Below are 19,003 nucleotides of genomic sequence, written 5' to 3' on the forward strand. Positions count from 1 at the left end.
GCGCCGCTGTGGCAGGGTAGCCCAATGCGCGTCGCGGTGATTGCCGGACCGGACCCGGGGCATGCCTTTCCGGCCCTCGCGTTGTGCCTTCGTCTCCTGGCCAACGGGGATTCGCCGACGCTGTTGACCGGGACGGAATGGCTGGACACGGCCCGCGACGCCGGAGTGGCCGCTGCCGAACTTCTCGGTCTGGATCCGGTGGACACCGACGACGACGCCGACGCCGGCGCGAAGGTGCATCAGCGCGGCGCCCGGATGGCCGTGCTCAACGCGCCGCAGATCGGGAAGCTCGCACCGGACCTGGTGGTCTCCGATGTCATTACCACGGCGGGCGGGTTCTGCGCCGAGTTGCTGGGGCTGCCGTGGGTCGAGTTGAACCCGCACCCGCTGTACCGGCCGTCGAAGGGGCTGCCACCGATCGGCAGCGGGTTGGCGCCGGGTGTCGGCGTTCGCGGTCGGCTACGGGACGCGGTTCTGCGTGCGCTCTCGGCGCGGTCATGGCGGGAGGGGATTCGCCAGCGCGCGGCGGCGCGGGTGCAGATCGGGTTGCCCGCAGCCGATCCCGGCCCGCGCCGACGGCTGATCGCCACCCTGCCCGCGCTGGAAGTCCCACGACCGGACTGGCCGGCCGAAGCCGTGGTGGTGGGTCCGCTGCACTTCGAGCCGACATCGGCGACGCTCGACATCCCGCCGGGCGACGGCCCCGTCGTGGTCGTCGCACCATCGACCGCCACCACCGGCGCCGGTGGCCTGGCCGAGGTCGCCTTGGAGACCTTGATTCCTGGCGAGGTGTTGCCAACGGGATCGCGCGTCGTCGTGTCGCGTCTGGGTGGAACGGAGGTCGCGGTGCCGCCGTGGGCGGTGGTCGGTCTGGGCAGACAGGACGAACTGTTGTCGCATGCCGACCTGGTGATCTGCGGCGGCGGCCACGGCATGGTGGCCAAGACGCTGCTGGCCGGGATTCCGATGGTGGTGGTCCCCGGCGGGGGTGACCAGTGGGAGATCGCCAATCGTGTTGTGCGACAGGGAAGCGCGCAGCTCGTGCGCCCACTGACCCCGGACGCGCTGGCGCGAGCGGTGCGGGAGGTGCTCGATGGGCCCGGGTACCGGGACGCGGCGCGGCGGGCTGGGGCGACGGTAGCCGATGTCGAGGATCCGGTACGGGTGTGCCATGAAGTGCTGAGGGCCCCGGCGTAGTTTGGGCTCGTGCGGTTGACGGAATTTCGGGAGCTCGTCGAGGGTCAGTTCGGCCCGGTGCGGGGGGCTTCGCTGCTAGTGGACCACGTGCTGACGGGTCTCGACGGGCGCACCGCGGCCCAGGCCATCGAGGACGGTGTCGACCCGCGAGACGTCTGGCGGGCGCTGTGCTCAGATTTCGACGTCCCGCGTGACCAGTGGTGATCCGTCAGGCCGGCCGCGGTACGGCCGCCAAGGTGGACTGACCGATCCATTTCGGCACGGCCCGCCGCACGTCGCTGGGAGCCTCGATCGTCACGGCGCCGTCGCGCAGAGCCTGCGCCCAGGTGATGTCGCCGCGCCAGATCTGGGTGAGGGTGCGCAGGCTGGTCACCACGGTCGCGGTGGGGTCGAATCCCGGGTCGAAGTCGCAGACGTCGGCTCGGCCGTCGGCCACCACAATCCACCACGACGACGACTTCGGCGGTGCACCCGACAACCGGAAGTTCACGACTGTTCGCGTCCGGGGCCACTCGTCGACAGGCACCGTGCGGCGCATGTCCCACAACAACAGATGTGGGTCGAGGTCACTGTCGCCCAGCTCGCCGATCCAACGAATCCCCCACGCGCCGAGCGCATTCACCACCTCGGCGAGTTCGCGGCCCGACTCGGTCAGGGAGTAGGAAGTCCGACCGCCGACTTCCCTGCGTTCGACGACCCCGGCCCGCGTCAGCGTCTGCAGCCGCTTCGACAAGAGCGCAGGCGACATCTTCGGCACGCCGCGGCGGAGATCGTTGAAGTGCCGGCTGCCCAATAGGAGTTCGCGCACCACCAACATCGTCCACCGCTCGTCGAGCAACTCCATGGCCTTGGCCACTGGGCAGAACTGGTGGTACGTGGACATGACTGGCTCCTTCCCGCCGCAGGCTCAATTACACCGCTGACCAGCCGGTGTGACCAGTACAAATCCAGAACCGCCAGCGGTACAGATCTGCGACTAGAGGGTCGACCTGGGCTGCACGCATTGTTGGTGCCGTAGCCAGTGACCGTGTCTTGCGGTCGCGAACCGACCAGAAGGGAAGTGACCATGAACATCCGTCCGATCGCGACAAGGTTCGTCGCGGGAGCCGCACTTATCGGGGCGTTGGCGGGCATAGGAACCGGCGTGGCCGCCGGCACGGCCAACGCCAAGCCCAAGGCCTGCGCCGGTATGGAGCGCCAGCTGAACGATGCGATCTACCTGGCGCATGCCGCGCATGATGATGGCGACTACGAGAGCAGAAATTGGTACTTCGACGTGGCGGAGAGGATCAACCGGCGTTATGAGGCGGCAGGTTGCAGGTCGTGAGTCAAGGGTGTGGCGTGGAAGACGCTGAGTGTCAACCGGTTTGACAGTGGGGCGACATTTCTCGAGTACCTTGAGACCAACTACGCACCGACGATTGCGGCTTACCGCAACATCGGCGACGATTCCGACCGCGTCGCCGCGCTCGATGCCGCCTTGGCCGAACTGGGTGAGCGGATCCTGGCCGAGGCGCCGGTGATGCACTGGGAGCACCTGCTCGTCACGGCCCGCGATGAATCCGTCAGCGTTTGTCCTCGGCGCGACCGGCGCCCGTGGTGTGCGACGGGCCCACCCGGTCGTCGTCGCGGTCGGACTCCGGCATCTGTGACGCCGGCTGTTCGTCGGCGGGAGAGGCGGTCGCACCGCCCGCGGTCTCGCTCGGCGGCGGCGCCTTGCTCGCGGCATCGGTGGCCGGCTTCACCGCACCGGCGGTGCGTTCGCCGCCTTCGTCGCCGGAGCCTTCCGGCTTGGCCGACGTCTGCCGCCCCTCGTACGGTGGGATCTCGGGTTCCACGTCCTTGGGGGGTTCGTTGGTGAATCCCGTTTGGAAGTCCGGCTTTCCACCGTCCTCGTGGGCGGGAACGGACTCGTCACCGCGATAAGTGTCCGACGGACGGTCCGCCGGCCCGCCCGAGGGTTGATCGGATCCGGTTCCGCGCTTTCCTCGTTGCTCCGGCTCTGTCATGACAATCACTCCTCACTTGTCGCCGCGGGATCTGCGGCGACGACTAGACGGCCGCTATGCGCGCTGGCCCAGGACCAACGCCGTTTCACGGTGTAACCGGCCGAAGTTGTAGTACGCCGCACAGGCGCCCTCGGGGGACACCATGCACGTCCCGATCGGTGTCTCCGGTGTGCACGCGGTTCCGAAAACCTTGCACTCCCAGGGTTTGATGACGCCTTTGAGCACCTCGCCGCACTGACACGCTTTCGGGTCTGCCACTCGCACACCGGGCATCGCGAAGGTGCGCTCGGCGTCGAAGTCGGCGTAGTCGGGATGAATCCGCAGCGCGCTCTGTGAGATGAAACCCAGCCCACGCCATTCGAAATGCGGTCGCAACTCGAACGTCTGGGCCATCAGCTTCAGCGCCTGGGTGTTGCCCTCGGGACGGACCACCCGCGTGTACTGGTTCTCCACCTGGCAGCGGCCGTCGCGGATCTGCTGCAGTAGCATGTGCACCGATGCGAGAATGTCGAGTGGTTCGAATCCCGCTACCACCATGGGCTTTCCGTACACGTCGGGGACGAACCGGTATGGGCGCAACCCGACCACCGTCGAGACGTGTCCGGGTCCGAGGAACCCGGACAGCCTCAGGTCCGGAGACTCCAGAATCGCCTTGATCGGCGGAACGATCGTGACGTGGTTACAGAACACGCTGAAGTTACTCACGCCCAACGCTTTCGCGCGCACGAGCGTCACAGCGGTGGACGGCGCTGTGGTCTCGAAGCCGACCGCGAAGAACACGACACGCCTGTCGGGGTTGTCGAGCGCGATCTTGAGCGCATCCAGCGGCGAGTAGACGAATCGTACGTCGGCGCCACGGGCCTTCGCCTCGATCAGATTGCCCCGCGATCCCGGAACTCGCATCATGTCGCCGAACGTCGTGAAGATGACGTCCGGCTGCTCGGCCAGCCACATCGCGTCATCGACGCGCCCCATCGGGATGACGCACACTGGGCATCCGGGCCCGTGCACCAACTCGACCGTCTCCGGCAGTAGGTGCTCGATGCCGTGGCGGTAGATGGTGTGGGTGTGGCCGCCGCACACCTCCATGAACTTGAACTCGTCGTCACCGGCGAGGTCGGTGATCGATTTGACCAGCGCGCGTGCGGCGGCCGGGTCGCGGAATTCGTCGACGAATCTCATGACTTGCCTCTCAAGCGATTTCGGACGAGTGGAACGCTTCGATCTCGGCGGCGTAGTCGGCGCCCATCTTCTGTACCTGGTCGAGGGTGAGAGTGGCCTCGCGTTCGTCGATCTTGGCCATCGCGAACCCGACGTGCACCAGGACCCAGTCGCCGACCTGCAGGTTGTCGTCGGTCAGCAGGCGCACGCTGATGGTCCGGCGGACGCCGTTGACGTCGACCGTGGCCAGCGACTGTTCGGCGTCGACGATGTCGACCACCTGACCGGGGATGCCGAGGCACATGTCGGTCTCCTCTCAGCAGATCCGCGGCAGGGGGTCGCCGACGAGCATGTCGACTATTCGGCTGCCGCCGAAGGACGTTCGCAGCGCGACGATTCCGTGGGGTTCAGGGACGATCTCGCCGACCACCGCCGCCTGCGCACCCTGCGGGTGGCCGCGCAACGCGGACACCGCCGACTCGGCTTCGTCGGCCGGCACGACGGCGACGAACTTGCCTTCGTTCGCCACGTAGAGCGGATCGATGCCGAGCATGTCGCACGCCCCGAGCACCTGCGGCAGGACGGGCAGCTTCTCCTCGTCGAGGATCATCGCGAACGGCGCGTCCTTGACGAGTTCGTTGGCCACGGTGCCCACGCCGCCGCGGGTCGCGTCGCGCATCCACCGGGTCGACGGTGCGGCGCTCAAGAGGAGTTCGACGAGTTCGTGTATCGGCGCGGTGTCCGAGGCGATGTCAGCGTCGATGGCCAGGTCCCCGCGCGCCAGCATGACGGCCATTCCGTGCTCGCCGATCGTGCCCGACAGCACGACTTTGTCGCCGGGCTGGACGCTTTCGCGGGACAGCCGCCTGCCGTCGGGAATCAGTCCCACGCCCGCGGTGCAGATGTAGACGCCGTCGGCGGCGCCCCTGCCGACGACCTTCGTGTCGCCGGTGACGATCTGCACGCCCGCGTTCGACGCGGCTTCGCCCATGTCCGCGACTATTTCGCGCAGTTCGGCGATTGGGAAACCCTCCTCGATCACGAACGCCGCCGAGAGCCACTGGGGGCGGGCGCCGGAGACGGCCAGGTCGTTGATCGTTCCGTGCACTGCGACATGGCCGACGGAGCCGCCGGGAAAGCGCCTCGGCGACACCACATAGGAGTCGGTGGAGAAGGCCAGTCGTTCGCCAGACGGGATCTGCACCGTGGCCGCGTCACCGAGTTGCTCGAGTTCGTCGTTGCGGAAGGCCTCGAGGAACATCGCGTCGACGAGCGCCGCGGACGACTTGCCGCCCGCACCGTGCGCGAGCGTCACCACCTCGTCGAGCAACCGGGGGCGTCGCTGACGGAATTTGTCGATCCGTTCCAGCACCCGGTCTTCGCGTTCGGACGCGCTCGCAGCTCGTGTCATGTGGAATGTGCTCCGTTCAGCGCGCGGGCGGAGTGGGTGTGCAGCTGTCCCTGGACCACCGTCCAGAGTCGGTAGCCGAGCATCGCGTGGCTCTCCTGGATGCGGTGGATGCTCTGCGAGTGGACGGTGAAACAGAAGTCGAGGTCGTCGGCGGCCGCCATCCGCCCGCCGTCGTGGCCGGAGAAGCCCACTGTCAGCAGGCCTCGTCGATTCGCTTCGGTGATGGCGGTCATCAGGTCGTCGGAGTTGCCGGACGTGGACAGCGCGATCGCGACGTCGCGGTCGCGGGCGTGGGCGATTATCTGCCGTTTGAAGATCAGCTCGAACCCGACGTCGTTGCCGAGCGCGGTCACCACGGCGTTGTCGGCGGCAAGCGACCATGCGGCGACTGGCCTTCCGCGTGCCGGTCGGCTGAACAGCGAGGCCAACGTCGCGGCGTCGGTGGAACTCCCGCCGTTGCCGAAGGTGTACAACCGACCGCCGCAGCGGAATCGCTCGGCCATCTGTGTTCCGGCCGCGGTCAACGCGGCACCGTACTCTTCAAGCGATTCCCGTTGCAGCCGAGCGCTTTCGGCCGCCTTACCGCGGGCCGACGCCGCGAGATCGTCGAGCAGGCTCGCGGCGTCGGTCTCCTCTGACTCGATGAACGGGTACAGGAAGCCGGTGGCATCGGAGTCGGTCATCGGCGCACCTCCTCGGGCTCGACGCGCGAGATCGCCGCGCCGGCGTGCAGCAGAACGAGGTCGTCGACCGCGACGTCACCGATCAGCGTGACGTCGACCCACTCCTCACCGTCGGCAGTGCGTACCAGCGCCGAGTTCGTCGCCTCGACCGGTTCGACGAGCACCTCGCCGATCCGCCCTTCGTCGCTGCACGTCACGCAGACGGCCCCCGGCTGCACCGGCTTGAGCAGACCTGGATGCTCGAAGCAGACGTGGGTCAGTTCCCACAACAGGTGATACAGCAGCACGAACGCTCCGGTGGCGGGCACCATCGGGTCATCGGTGTCTATCCAGAGGATATGGTTCGCCGCCCCCGCCGGCGGACGCGGTCCGGACCCGATCCACAACGTCAGAACGCCCCATGCGCGGGCGCGCCGCATGGCGTCGACGACCGACGGTTCGTCCGCCGATGCCACCGCGACCAGCAGATCACCGGGCCGGCTGGCCACCCGCGCCTGCGCGACCGGATCCGGGTCGACGAGGGCGACCGAGGGGAGTGCCCGCTTGCCCATGATCACCGGATGCACGAACTCGACGGCGATGTGATGCGCGTGCGGTTCCCATTGCGGCGAGATCACCCACAGGGTCGCGCCGTCGTTGAACCGGCTGGCCAGATCCAGCGCGGCGGCGGCCAGGTCGGCGGACAGTTCGTCGCCGACAAACGGGCGTTCAGCGGTGGTCATCACGTTTTCCCCTGTCCGAGAACGGCGTTCACAACCTCGAGTGTGGCCCGCGTGGCGGCTTCGAGGTCGGTGGCCTCCTCATCGGTCAGTATTCCGCAGATCCAGTCCCAGTGGGCGGAGACGACCGCCCCGGGCCGCGGCGCGGGAGCCAGCGCCAGGTCGCCTCGCCTCCAGACGATCCGCTCGGGGCGCGGGTCGCCGAGCTCCAGTCGGCCGTCCTCGTATCGCAGCGGCCGAGAGATGATCTCGGCCTGATCGCCGGTGACGGACAAGACGTTGCCCCACCTGATGCGGCAGGCCTGCATGACGCCGACGGCGGTGCCAGGGTCGCGGCCCAGGAACTTCACCCAGGGGTAGACGACGAAGACGTGAAAGCTGTGATGCGCCACGATGTCGGAGGTGGGAGAAATCGTGTCGAGCATTCCGGTGACCTGACCGGTGAACGACGCGCGCAACCGTGCCAGCAGGTGATCGGGGTCCACCTTGGACAGCGCCCGTCCGCCGATCCAGTAGCTCCGGACCACCTCGTCGTCAAGGGCGTCGGATGCGCCGACTGCCTCGGCGATGACGGTCAGATAAGGCCAGGCCCCGTCGAATTCGCGTGCGTGCGAGGCAAGCCCGGAGGCGCCACCACCGTCGGCCGGCCCGCAGTAGCCGAGTTCGTTCGGCGGGTAGGCATAGCGGCCGAACACCGTACGATCGTCCGTGCCGGTCATGATGCGTTCCCCACGAGCAACTGGCCGAGCGCGATACCGCCGTCGTTGGGCGGCACGATGCGATGGGTCATCGCGTCGATGCCCCTGTAGTGTAGCCCCTCCATGGTCAACTCGAGGAGCAGCGCGTTCTGGAACACACCCCCGGACAAGGCCACGGGCCGTGACGGGTCGGCGTGCGCGCATGCGAGGTCGACGACCAGGTCGGCGACCGCGCGATGGAACCGGGCGCCGATGACGGACGGCGGGACGCCCGCACGAAGGTCGGCGGCGATGGCGTGCAGTACGGGGGCAGGATCGATCACGGCCGTCGAGCCGGATGCGTCGAGTTCAAATGCGTAAGCGCCTGTGCCGCAGACGGTGCCGCGGGATATGCCCTCCAGCTCGATGGCGGCCTGTGCTTCGTAGGCCACGACGTGCCGCACTCCGGCGAGCGAGGACACCGCGTCGAACAACCGGCCCATGCTGGAAGTCGGCGCGCAGCCGAAACCGGTCTCGAGTTGTCGGGTGAGCGCGTGACGCTCGTCGGGCGGGCAGGCCGATACGGAGGGCAGTTCGGGAGCCCACGCGATCCCCGCCGACCGCAGATGAGCCAGGGCCATCCGGTAGGGGCGCAGGACGCTGACGTCACCGCCGGGGAGGGGCACGTACTTCAGGTGGGCAAGCCGTTGGTAACCCTTGTAACTGGCCAGCATCACCTCACCACCCCACACCGCTCCGTCGGGCCCGTAACCCGTCCCGTCGAACGCGAATCCGAGCACCTGCGTGGCTCCGTCGAGGCCGTGTTCGGCCATCACCGCGGCGATGTGTGCGTGATGGTGCTGGACGAGCATGACCGGCCGGCCCGCCGCGTTGCGCCCGGCCCACTCGGTGGACCGGTACAGCGGATGCGCGTCGGCGACCATCACTTCCGGCGTGACGGACGTCAACTCCTGCAGGTGCCGTTGCGCGGAATCGAACGCCGAAAGCGTCGCCAGATCGTCCATGTCTCCGATGTGCTGGCTCAGCCACGCGTACCGGCCGTCCGCGACCGCCATCGTGTTCTTCAGGTCGGCGCCCACCGCGAGCGAGGGTGGTACCGGCGTCGGCAACGCGACCGGCATTGGGGCATAACCACGCGACCGGCGGATCGGCAATTCCACGGCGACGGCCCGATTGTCGTCGCCGCCGAGGGTGATCACCCGGATCACGGAGTCGTCGCATGGCACCAGGATCTCGCGGTCATGCATGAGCCAACCGTCGACGATGCGCGAAAGGCGTTCCAGCGCAGTGGTATCGGTGAAGCAGATCGGCTCGCCGGCAAGGTTGGCCGACGTCATCACCAACGCAGTCGGTCCGGGTTCGTCGCCCGGCAACCCGAACAGCAGCGTGTGCAGCGGGGTGTAGGCCAGCAGAACGCCCAGGTCGGGGTTGTGCGGTGCGACGGCATCGGCGACCAGGGCGTCGTCGCGCCGCGGCATCAACACGATGGGGCGTTGCGGTCCGGTCAGCAACCGCGCCGACGGTGCATCGATCTCGACCAAGCCGTGGGCGGTCGCGAGGTCCGGTGTCATCACCGCGAACGGTTTGTCGCCGCGGCACTTCCTGGCCCGCAACTCGGCGACCGCGCGTTCGTCGGCCGCGTCGCAGGCCAGGTGGTAGCCACCGATGCCCTTGACCGCGAGGATGCCGCCCTCGGCGAGCAATCCGCGTGCGCGCGTCAGTGCGGTTTCGCCCGTCGTGGTGACGCCCGCCCGGTCGCGGAACGTCAATCTCGGGCCGCAGTCGGGGCAGCAGATGGGTTGGGCGTGAAATCGTCGGTCGGCGGGATCGTGGTATTCGCGCGCGCAGGCTTGACACATGTCGAAGGCCGCCATGGTCGTGGCGTTCCGGTCGTAGGGCAGCGAGGCGATGATGGTGAAGCGCGGTCCGCAGTTGGTGCAGTTGATGAACGCATGACGGAAGCGTCGGTTGCGCGCGTCACGTTGTTCGGCTGCGCAGTCGGCGCACATGGCGACGTCGGGTGAGGTCAGCGTGCGGCCACCGTCGGTGCGCGAGGTGTCGGCGATGACGAACCCCGTCCCGCCCGTGACCGGAAGCTCCTCTGTCTCGAGGCCTTCGATCACCGCCAGCGGCGGTGGACGGTCACGAAGCCGGCGAAGGAAGGTCTCTACGTCGGCCGTTTCGCCCTCGACGTCGATGAGCGCGCCCGCACTGTCGTTGCGGACGCTTCCGGTGAGCCCCAGCGCCGCCGCCGTCGTGTACACGAAGGGGCGGAAGCCGACTCCCTGGACCACTCCGCGGACGCGGACACGCAGCCGGCGACGCGTGATCACGGCGAATCCTCCATACCCGCGGCTATTTCGCCCCTGCCCATCAACTGCAGGCCCGTGAGAGCGGCGTCGGCCCCGGCCTTGTCGGTTTTCTCCACGACGAAGCCCATGTGGATGATGACCCAGTCGCCCGGTGCGAAGGTCTCCTCGGGCAGCATGCCGACGTTGACCTTGCGGTGCTCACCCGCGACGTCGACGAGGGCCAGCTGGTCGCCGAAACCCTCCAGCATCGTCACGACCTGCCCCGGTATCCCCAGACACATCGTTCAGCCCTCCGCCACCGAGACGCCGGTCAGCAGCCCGGCGACCACCTCGCCGATCATCCGCACCGCATCCGGTACGGCCGCCGCGACGGCGTCCGACAACCCGATCCCCTCGTCGACGTTGTCGACCTCGCACGCGATCACCACGGTGTAGGGCGGAGTGCCGCCGAGGGCGTCGAGGCTGGCGAACACCGCCGCGGGATCCATTGCGTGCGCATCGAGACCCGTTGCAGCCCAGGCGTTCTCGATGTCGGCCTCGAACGCGTGGAGCGTGCCCGGTGCCCCGCGACCGGGGATCGCATCGACGAGGACCAGGGCGTCACAGCCGTCGAGCAGATCGTAGGCGAGGTGCATGCCGCCGATCCCGTAGTCCCTGACCTCGACGTGCGGTCCGGAGAGGTCGGCAGGCACGCGGCGCAGCACCTCGGGGCCGAAGCCGTCGTCCCCGAGGAAGATGTTGCCGAGCCCGGCTACCAGGATTCGAGTGATCAGGACACCTCGTTCACGGTCACATCCGACGCATTCTCATGTAGCGCCGCGCATCCGGTACCGAGCGGATGCCCACCGCCGCCGCCGCCACGGCCACGACCGCCACGACTCCTACCGCGATCCAGCCAATCACTTCCATTCCGGACTCCCTTCAACCAGAGGTTCGACCTCGTCAGGTGCGAAGTACAGGTAGCGGCCGTACCAGTCGTGCAGTTCGGCACCGGGATCGTCTTCGATGACGACGCCGATGTGGTGCTCGCCGTCGACGTCCTCGTGCACCGAGGTGACGCGCGCGATTTTGTCGGCGTAGAACACGTCCTGCGCGTCGGCCCGCCGGGAGGGGTGCAACCGGACCCGGCTGCCGCGAGCGACGCGAGTGTCGTTGACCAGCACGGCATCCGAGTCCGGCCGAACCGCCTCATCGGCCACGGGATCCCACCATTCGACGCCGGCCGGAATGTCTGGGATCAGGTCCGGTTCCCCGCCCGCCGCATGCGGGCTCCGCAGCACGCCGTGCAGATCGAGCATCGCCTCGGGCGACATCGAGTCGCAACGGTCGATGATCGCGGCGGCGCGTTGGTCGGTGGCGCGGGCCTGCGCTTTCTCCTCGTCGGTCATCGTCATGATCCGCAGCGTCAGGATCTCGTCGATCTCGGTCGAGTCGTAGAGCGCACCCTTGCTCTGTTCGGCGATCTCGGGGTGGTCGTAGAGGATGATCGGCGACACGAGCACGAGACCGCGATGCGGTGCCGGACCGGCGAGCACCGGAAAGCACCGGTGCTGGCGGCACCGCGCCACGGCGTCGGCCGCCGACTCCGGTGGTTCGAGCAGGGAGACGAACTCACCGTCGGCCACCTCGAGCAGCAGGTGGGTCCCGATCAGTGACACGGCGATCGCGTCTTCCTTGTCGCGGGCCGGTGATGCGGTGTTGCACACATTGAACGTGAGCCGCAGCAGATCGCCGTCGTGCTCGACGCAGATGTCGAGGCGGCCGCTGAGTTTCCGGCGTGTTCGCACCAGCCTGCCCCCCGCGATCGGCTCGATCTCGCTAGCCGATGGAATCGAGATGTCCAGTGTGCGAGGCAGGCTCATGACCGGGAACGGCTCGATCGGGATCTCGCACTCGACGGCTTCGTCCCAGCTGACCCAGACGTCGGTTTCCGAGCGCAATTCGCCGACCGGCTCAAAGCGGCCGCCGGCGTCACGCTCGACACCTCTGTGCTGCAACTGCAGGAACCGGACCACACCCGTGACCATCGGGCTGCCGTGCGGGACCATCAGAACCTGGGTGGACAGCGAGGCGTCTTCGCCGATTCCGGATTCCGCGGCGCCCGTCGGTCCCAGCACGCCGAACTGCCATCGGGACTGGTTCTTGCTCGAGCTGGCGCGGTAGGGGTACAGCAGGTAACCCTCGTAAAGCACCGCGTCCGCGACGGCTCGTGCGTGATCCCAGTCTGCGGTCATCGAAGTTCCTCTGCGGTGTGGGCGGCCAGTAACGAGGCGATCGCGTCGTCGTAATTCAGCAGGCCGCGAGCGAATTTGAACTCCGACAGCGCATCGATGGTGTCGTGACTCAGTCGCAGCCACCCGGTGTTGGGGTAGTGCAGGTGCATCAGGTCATGCCACGTCGACACGGGCATGTCGAAGTGGTCTTCGCGATCCCAGGAGACCTGCTGCACACTGAGGTTCTTCTCTCCGCGGGTGAAAACCGTTCCGCTGAAGAGGAATTGCAGCGCGATCACACCGCCATGCAGTGCATGAAAGTATTTGGCCGCGGTCACTTCGAGGTCGTAGGTGCATTCGAGCGGCAGGTCGACCTGGGTGGTGCCGGTGAAACCCGGCACCATGGTGCTGGCATGCTGCCAGAGGAAATTGTGCTGGGTGGTATCCCAGCGCTCGCGGGGCCCGAAGAGGTCGAGCAGTCCGAGCGCCTCGTCATCGGAGTATCGGCGACGCAACGGTTCGATGCGGACCTGGCACCGCAGCGCGATGGCGTGCACGGGTTCGTCACCGTCGGCGGCGATACCGATCCGGGCGGTGAGCACCGGTGCCACCGCGTACGGTTCGGCTCGGATGTCGAGCACCGTGAAGGTCAGCTCTGGCACGGCGCCACCACCTTGGCCCGAGTACGCACGTGGTCGAAGAAGTCGTCGAGGTAACTGCGCACCTGCTGACCTCCGTCGAAGCCGCGCCACAGCTGGCGGAGCCTGCCGACGAACTCGTAGCAGGCGTCGATGGGCACCAGAAAGCATTCCGGCCCGCGACTTTCGTCGTCGGGCACCCGCACGAGCAGGGCCTCGGTGTCGTCGGCGAGCAGGTCCACCCGCGGGTCCGCCGCACGTACGCCGTCCCACGCGGAGAGGTCCAGTTCGGACTCGGTCGCTCCCGCCGGCCCGGGATAGAAGGCCGCCACGCGATCCAACGTCGAGTTGCGGAAGAAGAATGCCAGCCCTACCGGGATCTGCAGAAGCTGCCAATCCCGTCGCCCCAATCCGAAGTCCGGGAAGGACAGCCAGCGGTCGGGAACCGCGCGATAGCGGAGTTCGGCCTTGGTGTCGGTGAACAGCAGATAACAGCCGCGGCATACGCACATCAGCGCCCGTGCCTCGACATTGACGACGTGCTGGTGCTCGTCGGCGATCGGCTCGGCGCACATCTCACAGCGTTCGCCCGCGGGTGCGGGAGCTCCGCGGTTGGCCCGGATCATCGCGAGGACGTCGTACGCGCTGGTCATGCCACGCCCGCCTCGGTGGGTACCGCGGGCACCGCGATCGACAACACGCCCTCGCGTGCCAGCAGCGGAATGGGCTGCAGGTGAGCGAGCGGGTCGGAGCCCTCATCGAGGCAGGCCCCCGCGTGTACGACGTCGAAATGCGCATGGCAGTGCGGGCAGCGCAGCACCGCTAGGCCGGCGGACCCCATTCGGCGGTGCAGTACGGCACCGGCCAGCGACTCGCGGCAGACACCACACTGGTCGCGGTATACGAACACCTCGTCGCCGATGCGGCACGCCAGCACGGTGGTTCCCGCCACGGAGAAGCCGCCGACCTCGCCGGGCGTCAGGTCGGCGAATTCGGGTACGGGGTGCCACGAGGCGTGCTGCGGGCTACGTACGCGGCTGAACAGTGTTGCCGGTGGAATCACGGTCGGATCCGACGACGGCGCAACCACCTCGATCGCGGTTACCTCGGGGGCCGCCGCTCGGATAGCGTCCTCGACGGTCAACTCCAGGGTGACCGCCGAAGAAGGGCAGCTCTTGCAGGTGCCGGCGAATTGCAAGCAGACGGTCAATCCTCCTGGGCCATCGATGGTTTCGAGAAGCGCGACATCACCGCCGTGTGAGCCGAGATAGGGTCGCACCCTGTCCAAGGCGTCCTCGACGCGTCGGTGGATGTCGTGTGGGTGCAAGCCGTGCACGAGCATCAGGCTCGCGACGAGGTCGTCACCGGCCAGCCGCTCGGCCATCGAGGCGTCGTCCCTCACCGCGATCCGCAGGATGCGTTCGAGTGCGGCGCCGTAGAGGTCGGTCACTTCAGCGACGAGCTGGACCGCCCGCTCGTGCGCGCCAGGGCCACCCGCGGCGGACGCATCAAGCAGGGCCTGTATTCGTTCACCCGCCGTACGCCACTGCGCGTCGTTCTCGATCGGCGGGGCCATTCCCTATTCCCCGGTGACGGACTGGGTGGGGGAGTGCAGCAGATCGAGCGACTTCCCCTTTCCCAGGTACATGTGCACGCCGCACGGCAGGCACGGGTCGAAACTGCGCACCGTGCGCATGATGTCGATGCCCTTGAAATGTTCTCGGTCGTTCTCCTCGAAGATCGGCTGTCCTTGGACCGCGTCCTCGTAGGGACCCGGGGTGCCGTAGCTGTCGCGGGGATTGGCGTTCCACGGCGTCGGCGGATACGGGTGATAATTGGCGATCTTGCCGTCGCGAATCACCATGTGGTGACTGAGGACTCCGCGGACCGCTTCGGTGAAGCCGCAACCGATGCTCTCGTCGGGTACCTCGAATTTCTCCCAGGTCTTGGTCCGGCCCGCCCGGATCTCGGTCAACGCCTTCTCCGCGAAGTGCAGTGCGCATGCGGCCGCGTAAGCCTGGAAGTACGTCCGGGCGCGGTTGCGTTCGAGTGTGTTGCTGCCGTATCGCGGGATCTTCCACTCGAGTTCGGCCGGCCCCTTCAGAGCGGTTTTGGGGAGGTTGATCTGCACGCTCTGACCGGTCGCCTTGACATAGCCGATGTCGACCAGGCCGGCGAGCGCGGTCGACCACAGCCTGGCCAGCGGGCCACCGCCGGTGTCGAGCGCCAAGTGGTCCGTGCCATCAAACCAGCGCGGTGACATCACCCAGCTGTAGTTGCCGTCGAAGTCGCGCTTCTGCGGCTGCGGATTCGTGTGCTGGTTCCACGGATGCCGGCGGTCGATCGGGTTGCCGAGCGGGTCGGCCTTGACGAACATCTCCTGATCCGACCAGTCGTCGTAATACGAGTGTCCCAACAGGATCCGGATCCCGAGGTTGATGTCTACGAGCGAGTGGGTGTGTAGCCTGCCGTCGATCACGACGCCCGGAGTGACGAACATGGCGTCGCCCCAGCGTTCCATGTCCTTGTACTCGAAGTTGCACACCTCCGGATCCTGGAAGGATCCCCAGCAGCCCAGCAGTGTGCGCCGCAGCCCGACCTGGTCGTAGCCCGGGAGCGCTTCGTAGAAGAAGTCGAAGAGGTCGTCGTGCATCGGCACGACCTTCTTCATGAACTCGACGTAGCGCATCAGTCGCGTCATGTAGTCGGTCATCAACTGGACCGTCGCGGTGGTGCCGATGCCGCCGGGGTACAGCGTCGACGGATGGACGTGGCGACCCTCCATGAGGCAGAACATCTCTCGCGTCCACCTGCTGACCTGCAGGGCCTCGCGGTAGAACTCACCGGTGAACGGGTTGAGCGCGCGCATGATCTCGGCGATCGTGCGGTGGCCGTGCATGTCCGCATGCGGTGCCTGGGTGTTCTCGGCCTTGGCCAGCACACTGGGATTGGTCTCCGACACCATCTTCTCGCAGTAGTCGACGCCGACCAGGTTCTCCTGGAAGATGTTGTGGTCGAACATGTACTCGGCGGCTTCGCCAAGGTTGATCAGCCACTCACCGAGGTGCGGTGGCTTCACGCCGTATGCCATGTTCTGGCAGTAGCACGAACACGTCGCGTGGTTGTCGCCGCAGATGCCGCAGATGCGGCTCGTGATGAAGTGGGCGTCGCGAGGATCCTTGCCCTTCATGAAGATCGAGTAACCCCGGAAGATCGACGAGGTGCTGTGGCACTCGACGACCTCGCGGTTGTCGAAGTCGATCTTGGTGTATATGCCGAGGCTTCCGACGATCCGGGTGATGGGATCCCACGCCATCTCCACGAGTTGGCCTGGGTCGCGCTTCACGTGTGACGGCTCGGGGATGATGGTTGTCATCGAACTCTTCTCTTTCTTCAGATGAGAAGCGTCACAGGCGGTTTCGAAACCGAAGGCGCCTGCGCGCCCCGGGGCGAGTCACACCTACCAGGTGCGGGTCGCTCCCGTAGTGAGTTGCGTGCCGGGATGGCGCCACTTCGGTTCTTTGTCGACGGTCCGGCCGGTGACATGGCGCAGGCTGCGGATGACCGATCCGTACAGGCCCGACGCCGCGGTGGACACCTTGCCTCCGGGGGGCTCGTCCATGAACGGCATGAACTTGTCGGGGAATCCGGGCATGGTGCAGCCGATGCATATACCGCCCACGTTCGGGCAGCCGCCGATGCCGTTGATCCAGCCGCGCTTGGGTACGTTGCACTTGACGACCGGGCCCCAACATCCCAGTTTCACAATGCATTTCGGTGACCCGTACTCGGTCGCGAAATCACCCTGCTCGTAATAGCCGGCCCGGTCACAACCCTCGTGCACGGACGCGCCGAACAGCCACTGCGGCCGTAACGCATCGTCGAGGGGGATCATCGGGGCTTGATCCGTCGCCATGTACAGCAGGTAGGTCAGCGTTTCGGCGAGGTTGTCCGGGTGGATCGGGCAGCCCGGAACGCAGACGATCGGAATACCGGCCTTGCTCTTCCAGTCCCATCCGAGGTAGTCGGGCACGCCCATGGCGCCGGTCGGATTGCCCGCCATCGCGTGGATGCCGCCGTAAGTTGCACACGTTCCGACCGCGACGATGGCAGTCGCCTTGGGCGCCAGCCGATCCAACCACTCGCTTGTGGTCATCGGTTGGCCGGTGGCCGGATCGTTGCCGAACCCGCACCAGTAACCTTCGGACTTGATCTTCTCGTTCGGGATGGACCCCTCGACGACCAGAACGAACGGTTCTAGTTCGCCCCGGTCGGCCTTGAAGAACCATTCCAGGAAGTCGTCGGCGCCCCCGTTCGGTCCGCACTCGAAATCGATCAGGGGCCAATGGACGGCGATTCTGGGCAGCCCGGGAAGAGCGCCGAGGGCGATCTCCTCGATGCTGGGCTGTGTGGCGGCAGTCAACGCCACCGAATCACCGTCACAACTCAATCCGGCGTTGATCCAGAGCACATGGATCAAGGCCTCTTCCGCTTTGACTGCTGCCTCGGTTGGCATGGGTCACAGCTTTCTGGGGGCCGGGCTGGGGCCCTCACGACCGGGAGCCGGGCTGGGGCTCCCAACCTCACGTTGTGCCGTGGCGACGGGTTTCGACGCTGAGTTTGGGTTTACTCCCGGGGCTATGTCTTGTCAACGGGTGTCGGCGAAGAAACGGCGTCCGCGCGCTCATCGATCCAGTCGTACCAAGCCGAGCAGCCCTCACCCGTCACCGCCGACAGTGCGACGATCTGCGCGTCGCGGTTCAGTGATCGCACGTAGTCGCAACACTTTTCAAGATCGAAGGTGACGTACGGCAGTAAGTCGATCTTGTTGACGACCACCAGTCGCGCCGCCGCGAACATGTGCGGATACTTCAGCGGTTTGTCGTCGCCCTCTGTCACCGAGATGATGACGACTTTGCTGTGCTCGCCGAGGTCGAACAGCGCGGGGCAGACAAGGTTTCCGACGTTCTCGATGAACAGCACCGAGCCGTGCTCCGGTTCGAGTTCGTGCAGTGCGCGGTGCACCATGTCGGCGTCGAGGTGGCAGCCGGCGCCGGTGTTGACTTGAACGGCGCGCGCACCAGCGGTCTTGATGCGTTCGGCGTCCAGGAGCGTCGCCTGGTCGCCCTCGATGACCGCTACCGGGCGCGTCGCATTGAGATCGCGGATGGTGCGCTCGAGGAGCGTGGTCTTACCGGCGCCCGGAGAGCTGGTGAGGTTGAGCGCCAGGATGCCGCGGGCGGACAGCCATGCGCGGTTCCGTTCGGCGAGTTCGTCGTTCTTGGCGAGCACCTTCTGTTCGAGCGTGATGGTCTCGGTCAGGGGAGGGTCGTCGCTGTGATGGTCATGTTCGTGCGGGTGGAGGTGGGTGTGGCCCGGCGTGGTGATGGTCGCTCCGTCGTCGCCGCAGCCGCAGGTTGCGCACATGCTCAGCTCACCTCCATCGAGAGAATCCTCAGGTCCCGCCCGGCGGTCACCTCGACGTCCGCACTGCCGCACGGGCACAACAGGATCAGATCGGGCAGTGCGAAGCTCTGGCCGCAGGTCCGGCAGCGCGCGGCGCCGGGTTGCACATCGAGGTCCAGGTGCGCGCCGTCGGCGACGGTGCCCGCGGTGGCGAGTTCGAAGCAGAACCGCATCGAGTCGGGTACCACGGCACACAGCGCACCGACCTCCAGCTTGACGCAGTGCACCCGGCGTCCCGCGGCGTGCTCGCACACCGCATCGACCACACTCTGCGTTATCGCCATCTCGTGCACGCGGACCCCGTTTCGGCCGGGATGCTTTCACGATAGGCCGCGTGGCGCCCCGCAGGGAGCGGACCAACCGACACGTTGCCCAACGCACGGCGTGTCTGACTTGAGTCGAACAGGTGTTCGTCTACTGTGGGCAGTGTTCGACGGCTAGATGCTGCTGGTCAGGCCGACTTGTCCCGAACTTGTCGGTGGTTTGTCGGTGGCTG

23 protein-coding genes are annotated in these 19,003 nt (G+C 66.9%); 3 read left to right on the plus strand and 20 right to left on the minus strand.

All coding sequences use genetic code 11. The features are described from left to right. Window positions 1-24 precede the first annotated feature (24 nt). Both AU193_RS20290 and AU193_RS20295 read left to right on the plus strand, forming a co-directional pair. Entirely contained in the window at window positions 25-1,197 is a 1,173-nt protein-coding gene (locus AU193_RS20290) for a nucleotide disphospho-sugar-binding domain-containing protein (protein ID WP_064424176.1), read from the plus strand. A 9-nt stretch (window positions 1,198-1,206) separates the two neighbouring features. Next, the gene (locus tag AU193_RS20295) at window positions 1,207-1,401 is read left to right on the plus strand and encodes a DUF3046 domain-containing protein (RefSeq protein ID WP_064424177.1); all 195 of its coding nucleotides are present in this window, start codon (window positions 1,207-1,209) and stop codon (window positions 1,399-1,401) included. Window positions 1,402-1,405: 4 nt separating this feature from the next. Here the strand turns inward: AU193_RS20295 and AU193_RS20300 are convergent, their stop codons facing one another. Then, window positions 1,406-2,080 carry a helix-turn-helix domain-containing protein gene (locus AU193_RS20300; RefSeq protein WP_064424178.1) on the minus strand — a complete coding sequence of 225 codons (675 nt, stop codon included), beginning with the start codon at window positions 2,078-2,080 and terminating at the stop codon, window positions 1,406-1,408. Between the two features lie 183 nt (window positions 2,081-2,263). Here AU193_RS20300 and AU193_RS20305 point away from each other — a divergent pair, with 183 nt between their 5' ends. Further along, window positions 2,264-2,524, plus strand: coding sequence for a hypothetical protein (locus AU193_RS20305; protein ID WP_156425309.1), 261 nt, complete (start codon window positions 2,264-2,266; stop codon window positions 2,522-2,524). Window positions 2,525-2,762: 238 nt separating this feature from the next. On the opposite strand, the gene AU193_RS20310 is transcribed toward AU193_RS20305, so the two are convergent. From AU193_RS20310 to AU193_RS20395, 19 genes are all read right to left on the minus strand, one after another. Continuing rightward, complete coding sequence (locus AU193_RS20310) at window positions 2,763-3,206, minus strand: hypothetical protein (RefSeq protein ID WP_064424264.1); 444 nt, start codon at window positions 3,204-3,206, stop codon at window positions 2,763-2,765. Window positions 3,207-3,260: 54 nt separating this feature from the next. Continuing rightward, window positions 3,261-4,388 (minus strand): hydrogenase formation protein HypD, encoded by a 1,128-nt coding sequence (hypD, locus tag AU193_RS20315; RefSeq protein ID WP_064424180.1) that lies wholly within the window; start codon window positions 4,386-4,388, stop codon window positions 3,261-3,263. Between the two features lie 10 nt (window positions 4,389-4,398). Next, window positions 4,399-4,671: a HypC/HybG/HupF family hydrogenase formation chaperone gene (locus tag AU193_RS20320; protein ID WP_064424181.1), complete on the minus strand. Its 273-nt coding sequence runs from the start codon at window positions 4,669-4,671 to the stop codon at window positions 4,399-4,401. A gap of 12 nt (window positions 4,672-4,683) precedes the next feature. Continuing rightward, the gene (gene hypE / locus AU193_RS20325) at window positions 4,684-5,778 is read right to left on the minus strand and encodes a hydrogenase expression/formation protein HypE (RefSeq protein WP_064424182.1); all 1,095 of its coding nucleotides are present in this window, start codon (window positions 5,776-5,778) and stop codon (window positions 4,684-4,686) included. Continuing rightward, on the minus strand, window positions 5,775-6,461 hold the full coding sequence (locus AU193_RS20330; protein WP_064424183.1) for an SIS domain-containing protein: 687 nt from the start codon (window positions 6,459-6,461) through the stop codon (window positions 5,775-5,777). Before AU193_RS20330 ends, hypE begins: the two co-directional genes overlap by 4 nt. Continuing rightward, window positions 6,458-7,183, minus strand: coding sequence for a HypC/HybG/HupF family hydrogenase formation chaperone (locus AU193_RS20335; protein WP_064424265.1), 726 nt, complete (start codon window positions 7,181-7,183; stop codon window positions 6,458-6,460). The genes AU193_RS20330 and AU193_RS20335 overlap by 4 nt, the downstream gene beginning before the upstream one ends. Further along, a complete protein-coding gene (locus AU193_RS20340; protein WP_064424184.1) occupies window positions 7,183-7,899 on the minus strand; it encodes a DUF6390 family protein in 717 nt (238 codons plus the stop codon). Before AU193_RS20340 ends, AU193_RS20335 begins: the two co-directional genes overlap by 1 nt. After that, window positions 7,896-10,211, minus strand: a complete 2,316-nt coding sequence (gene hypF, locus AU193_RS20345; protein WP_156425310.1) for a carbamoyltransferase HypF — start codon at window positions 10,209-10,211, stop codon at window positions 7,896-7,898. Before hypF ends, AU193_RS20340 begins: the two co-directional genes overlap by 4 nt. Next, the gene (locus AU193_RS20350) at window positions 10,208-10,471 is read right to left on the minus strand and encodes a HypC/HybG/HupF family hydrogenase formation chaperone (RefSeq protein ID WP_064424185.1); all 264 of its coding nucleotides are present in this window, start codon (window positions 10,469-10,471) and stop codon (window positions 10,208-10,210) included. The genes hypF and AU193_RS20350 overlap by 4 nt, the downstream gene beginning before the upstream one ends. Window positions 10,472-10,474: 3 nt before the next feature. After that, window positions 10,475-10,963 (minus strand): hydrogenase maturation protease, encoded by a 489-nt coding sequence (locus tag AU193_RS20355; protein ID WP_082683076.1) that lies wholly within the window; start codon window positions 10,961-10,963, stop codon window positions 10,475-10,477. Window positions 10,964-10,979: 16 nt separating this feature from the next. After that, window positions 10,980-11,099, minus strand: coding sequence for a hypothetical protein (locus tag AU193_RS23880; protein WP_371259254.1), 120 nt, complete (start codon window positions 11,097-11,099; stop codon window positions 10,980-10,982). Next, complete coding sequence (locus tag AU193_RS20360; protein WP_064424187.1) at window positions 11,090-12,424, minus strand: hypothetical protein; 1,335 nt, start codon at window positions 12,422-12,424, stop codon at window positions 11,090-11,092. Before AU193_RS20360 ends, AU193_RS23880 begins: the two co-directional genes overlap by 10 nt. Continuing rightward, on the minus strand, window positions 12,421-13,065 hold the full coding sequence (locus AU193_RS20365; RefSeq protein ID WP_064424188.1) for a DUF6084 family protein: 645 nt from the start codon (window positions 13,063-13,065) through the stop codon (window positions 12,421-12,423). Before AU193_RS20365 ends, AU193_RS20360 begins: the two co-directional genes overlap by 4 nt. Further along, the gene (locus tag AU193_RS20370; RefSeq protein WP_064424189.1) at window positions 13,053-13,694 is read right to left on the minus strand and encodes a DUF5947 family protein; all 642 of its coding nucleotides are present in this window, start codon (window positions 13,692-13,694) and stop codon (window positions 13,053-13,055) included. Before AU193_RS20370 ends, AU193_RS20365 begins: the two co-directional genes overlap by 13 nt. Further along, window positions 13,691-14,617: a NifU family protein gene (locus tag AU193_RS20375; RefSeq protein ID WP_064424190.1), complete on the minus strand. Its 927-nt coding sequence runs from the start codon at window positions 14,615-14,617 to the stop codon at window positions 13,691-13,693. The genes AU193_RS20370 and AU193_RS20375 overlap by 4 nt, the downstream gene beginning before the upstream one ends. 3 nt (window positions 14,618-14,620) lie before the next feature. Further along, window positions 14,621-16,417: a nickel-dependent hydrogenase large subunit gene (locus tag AU193_RS20380; RefSeq protein ID WP_064424191.1), complete on the minus strand. Its 1,797-nt coding sequence runs from the start codon at window positions 16,415-16,417 to the stop codon at window positions 14,621-14,623. 84 nt (window positions 16,418-16,501) lie between these two features. Then, entirely contained in the window at window positions 16,502-17,557 is a 1,056-nt protein-coding gene (locus tag AU193_RS20385; protein ID WP_064424192.1) for a hydrogenase expression protein HypE, read from the minus strand. A gap of 122 nt (window positions 17,558-17,679) precedes the next feature. Next, complete coding sequence (hypB, locus tag AU193_RS20390; RefSeq protein ID WP_064424193.1) at window positions 17,680-18,468, minus strand: hydrogenase nickel incorporation protein HypB; 789 nt, start codon at window positions 18,466-18,468, stop codon at window positions 17,680-17,682. 2 nt (window positions 18,469-18,470) lie between these two features. Then, window positions 18,471-18,800, minus strand: coding sequence for a hydrogenase maturation nickel metallochaperone HypA (locus tag AU193_RS20395; protein ID WP_064424194.1), 330 nt, complete (start codon window positions 18,798-18,800; stop codon window positions 18,471-18,473). Window positions 18,801-19,003: the final 203 nt, after the last annotated feature.

It is taken from the genome of Mycobacterium sp. GA-1285 (assembly GCF_001499905.1).
Classification (GTDB): Bacteria; Actinomycetota; Actinomycetes; order Mycobacteriales; family Mycobacteriaceae; genus Mycobacterium.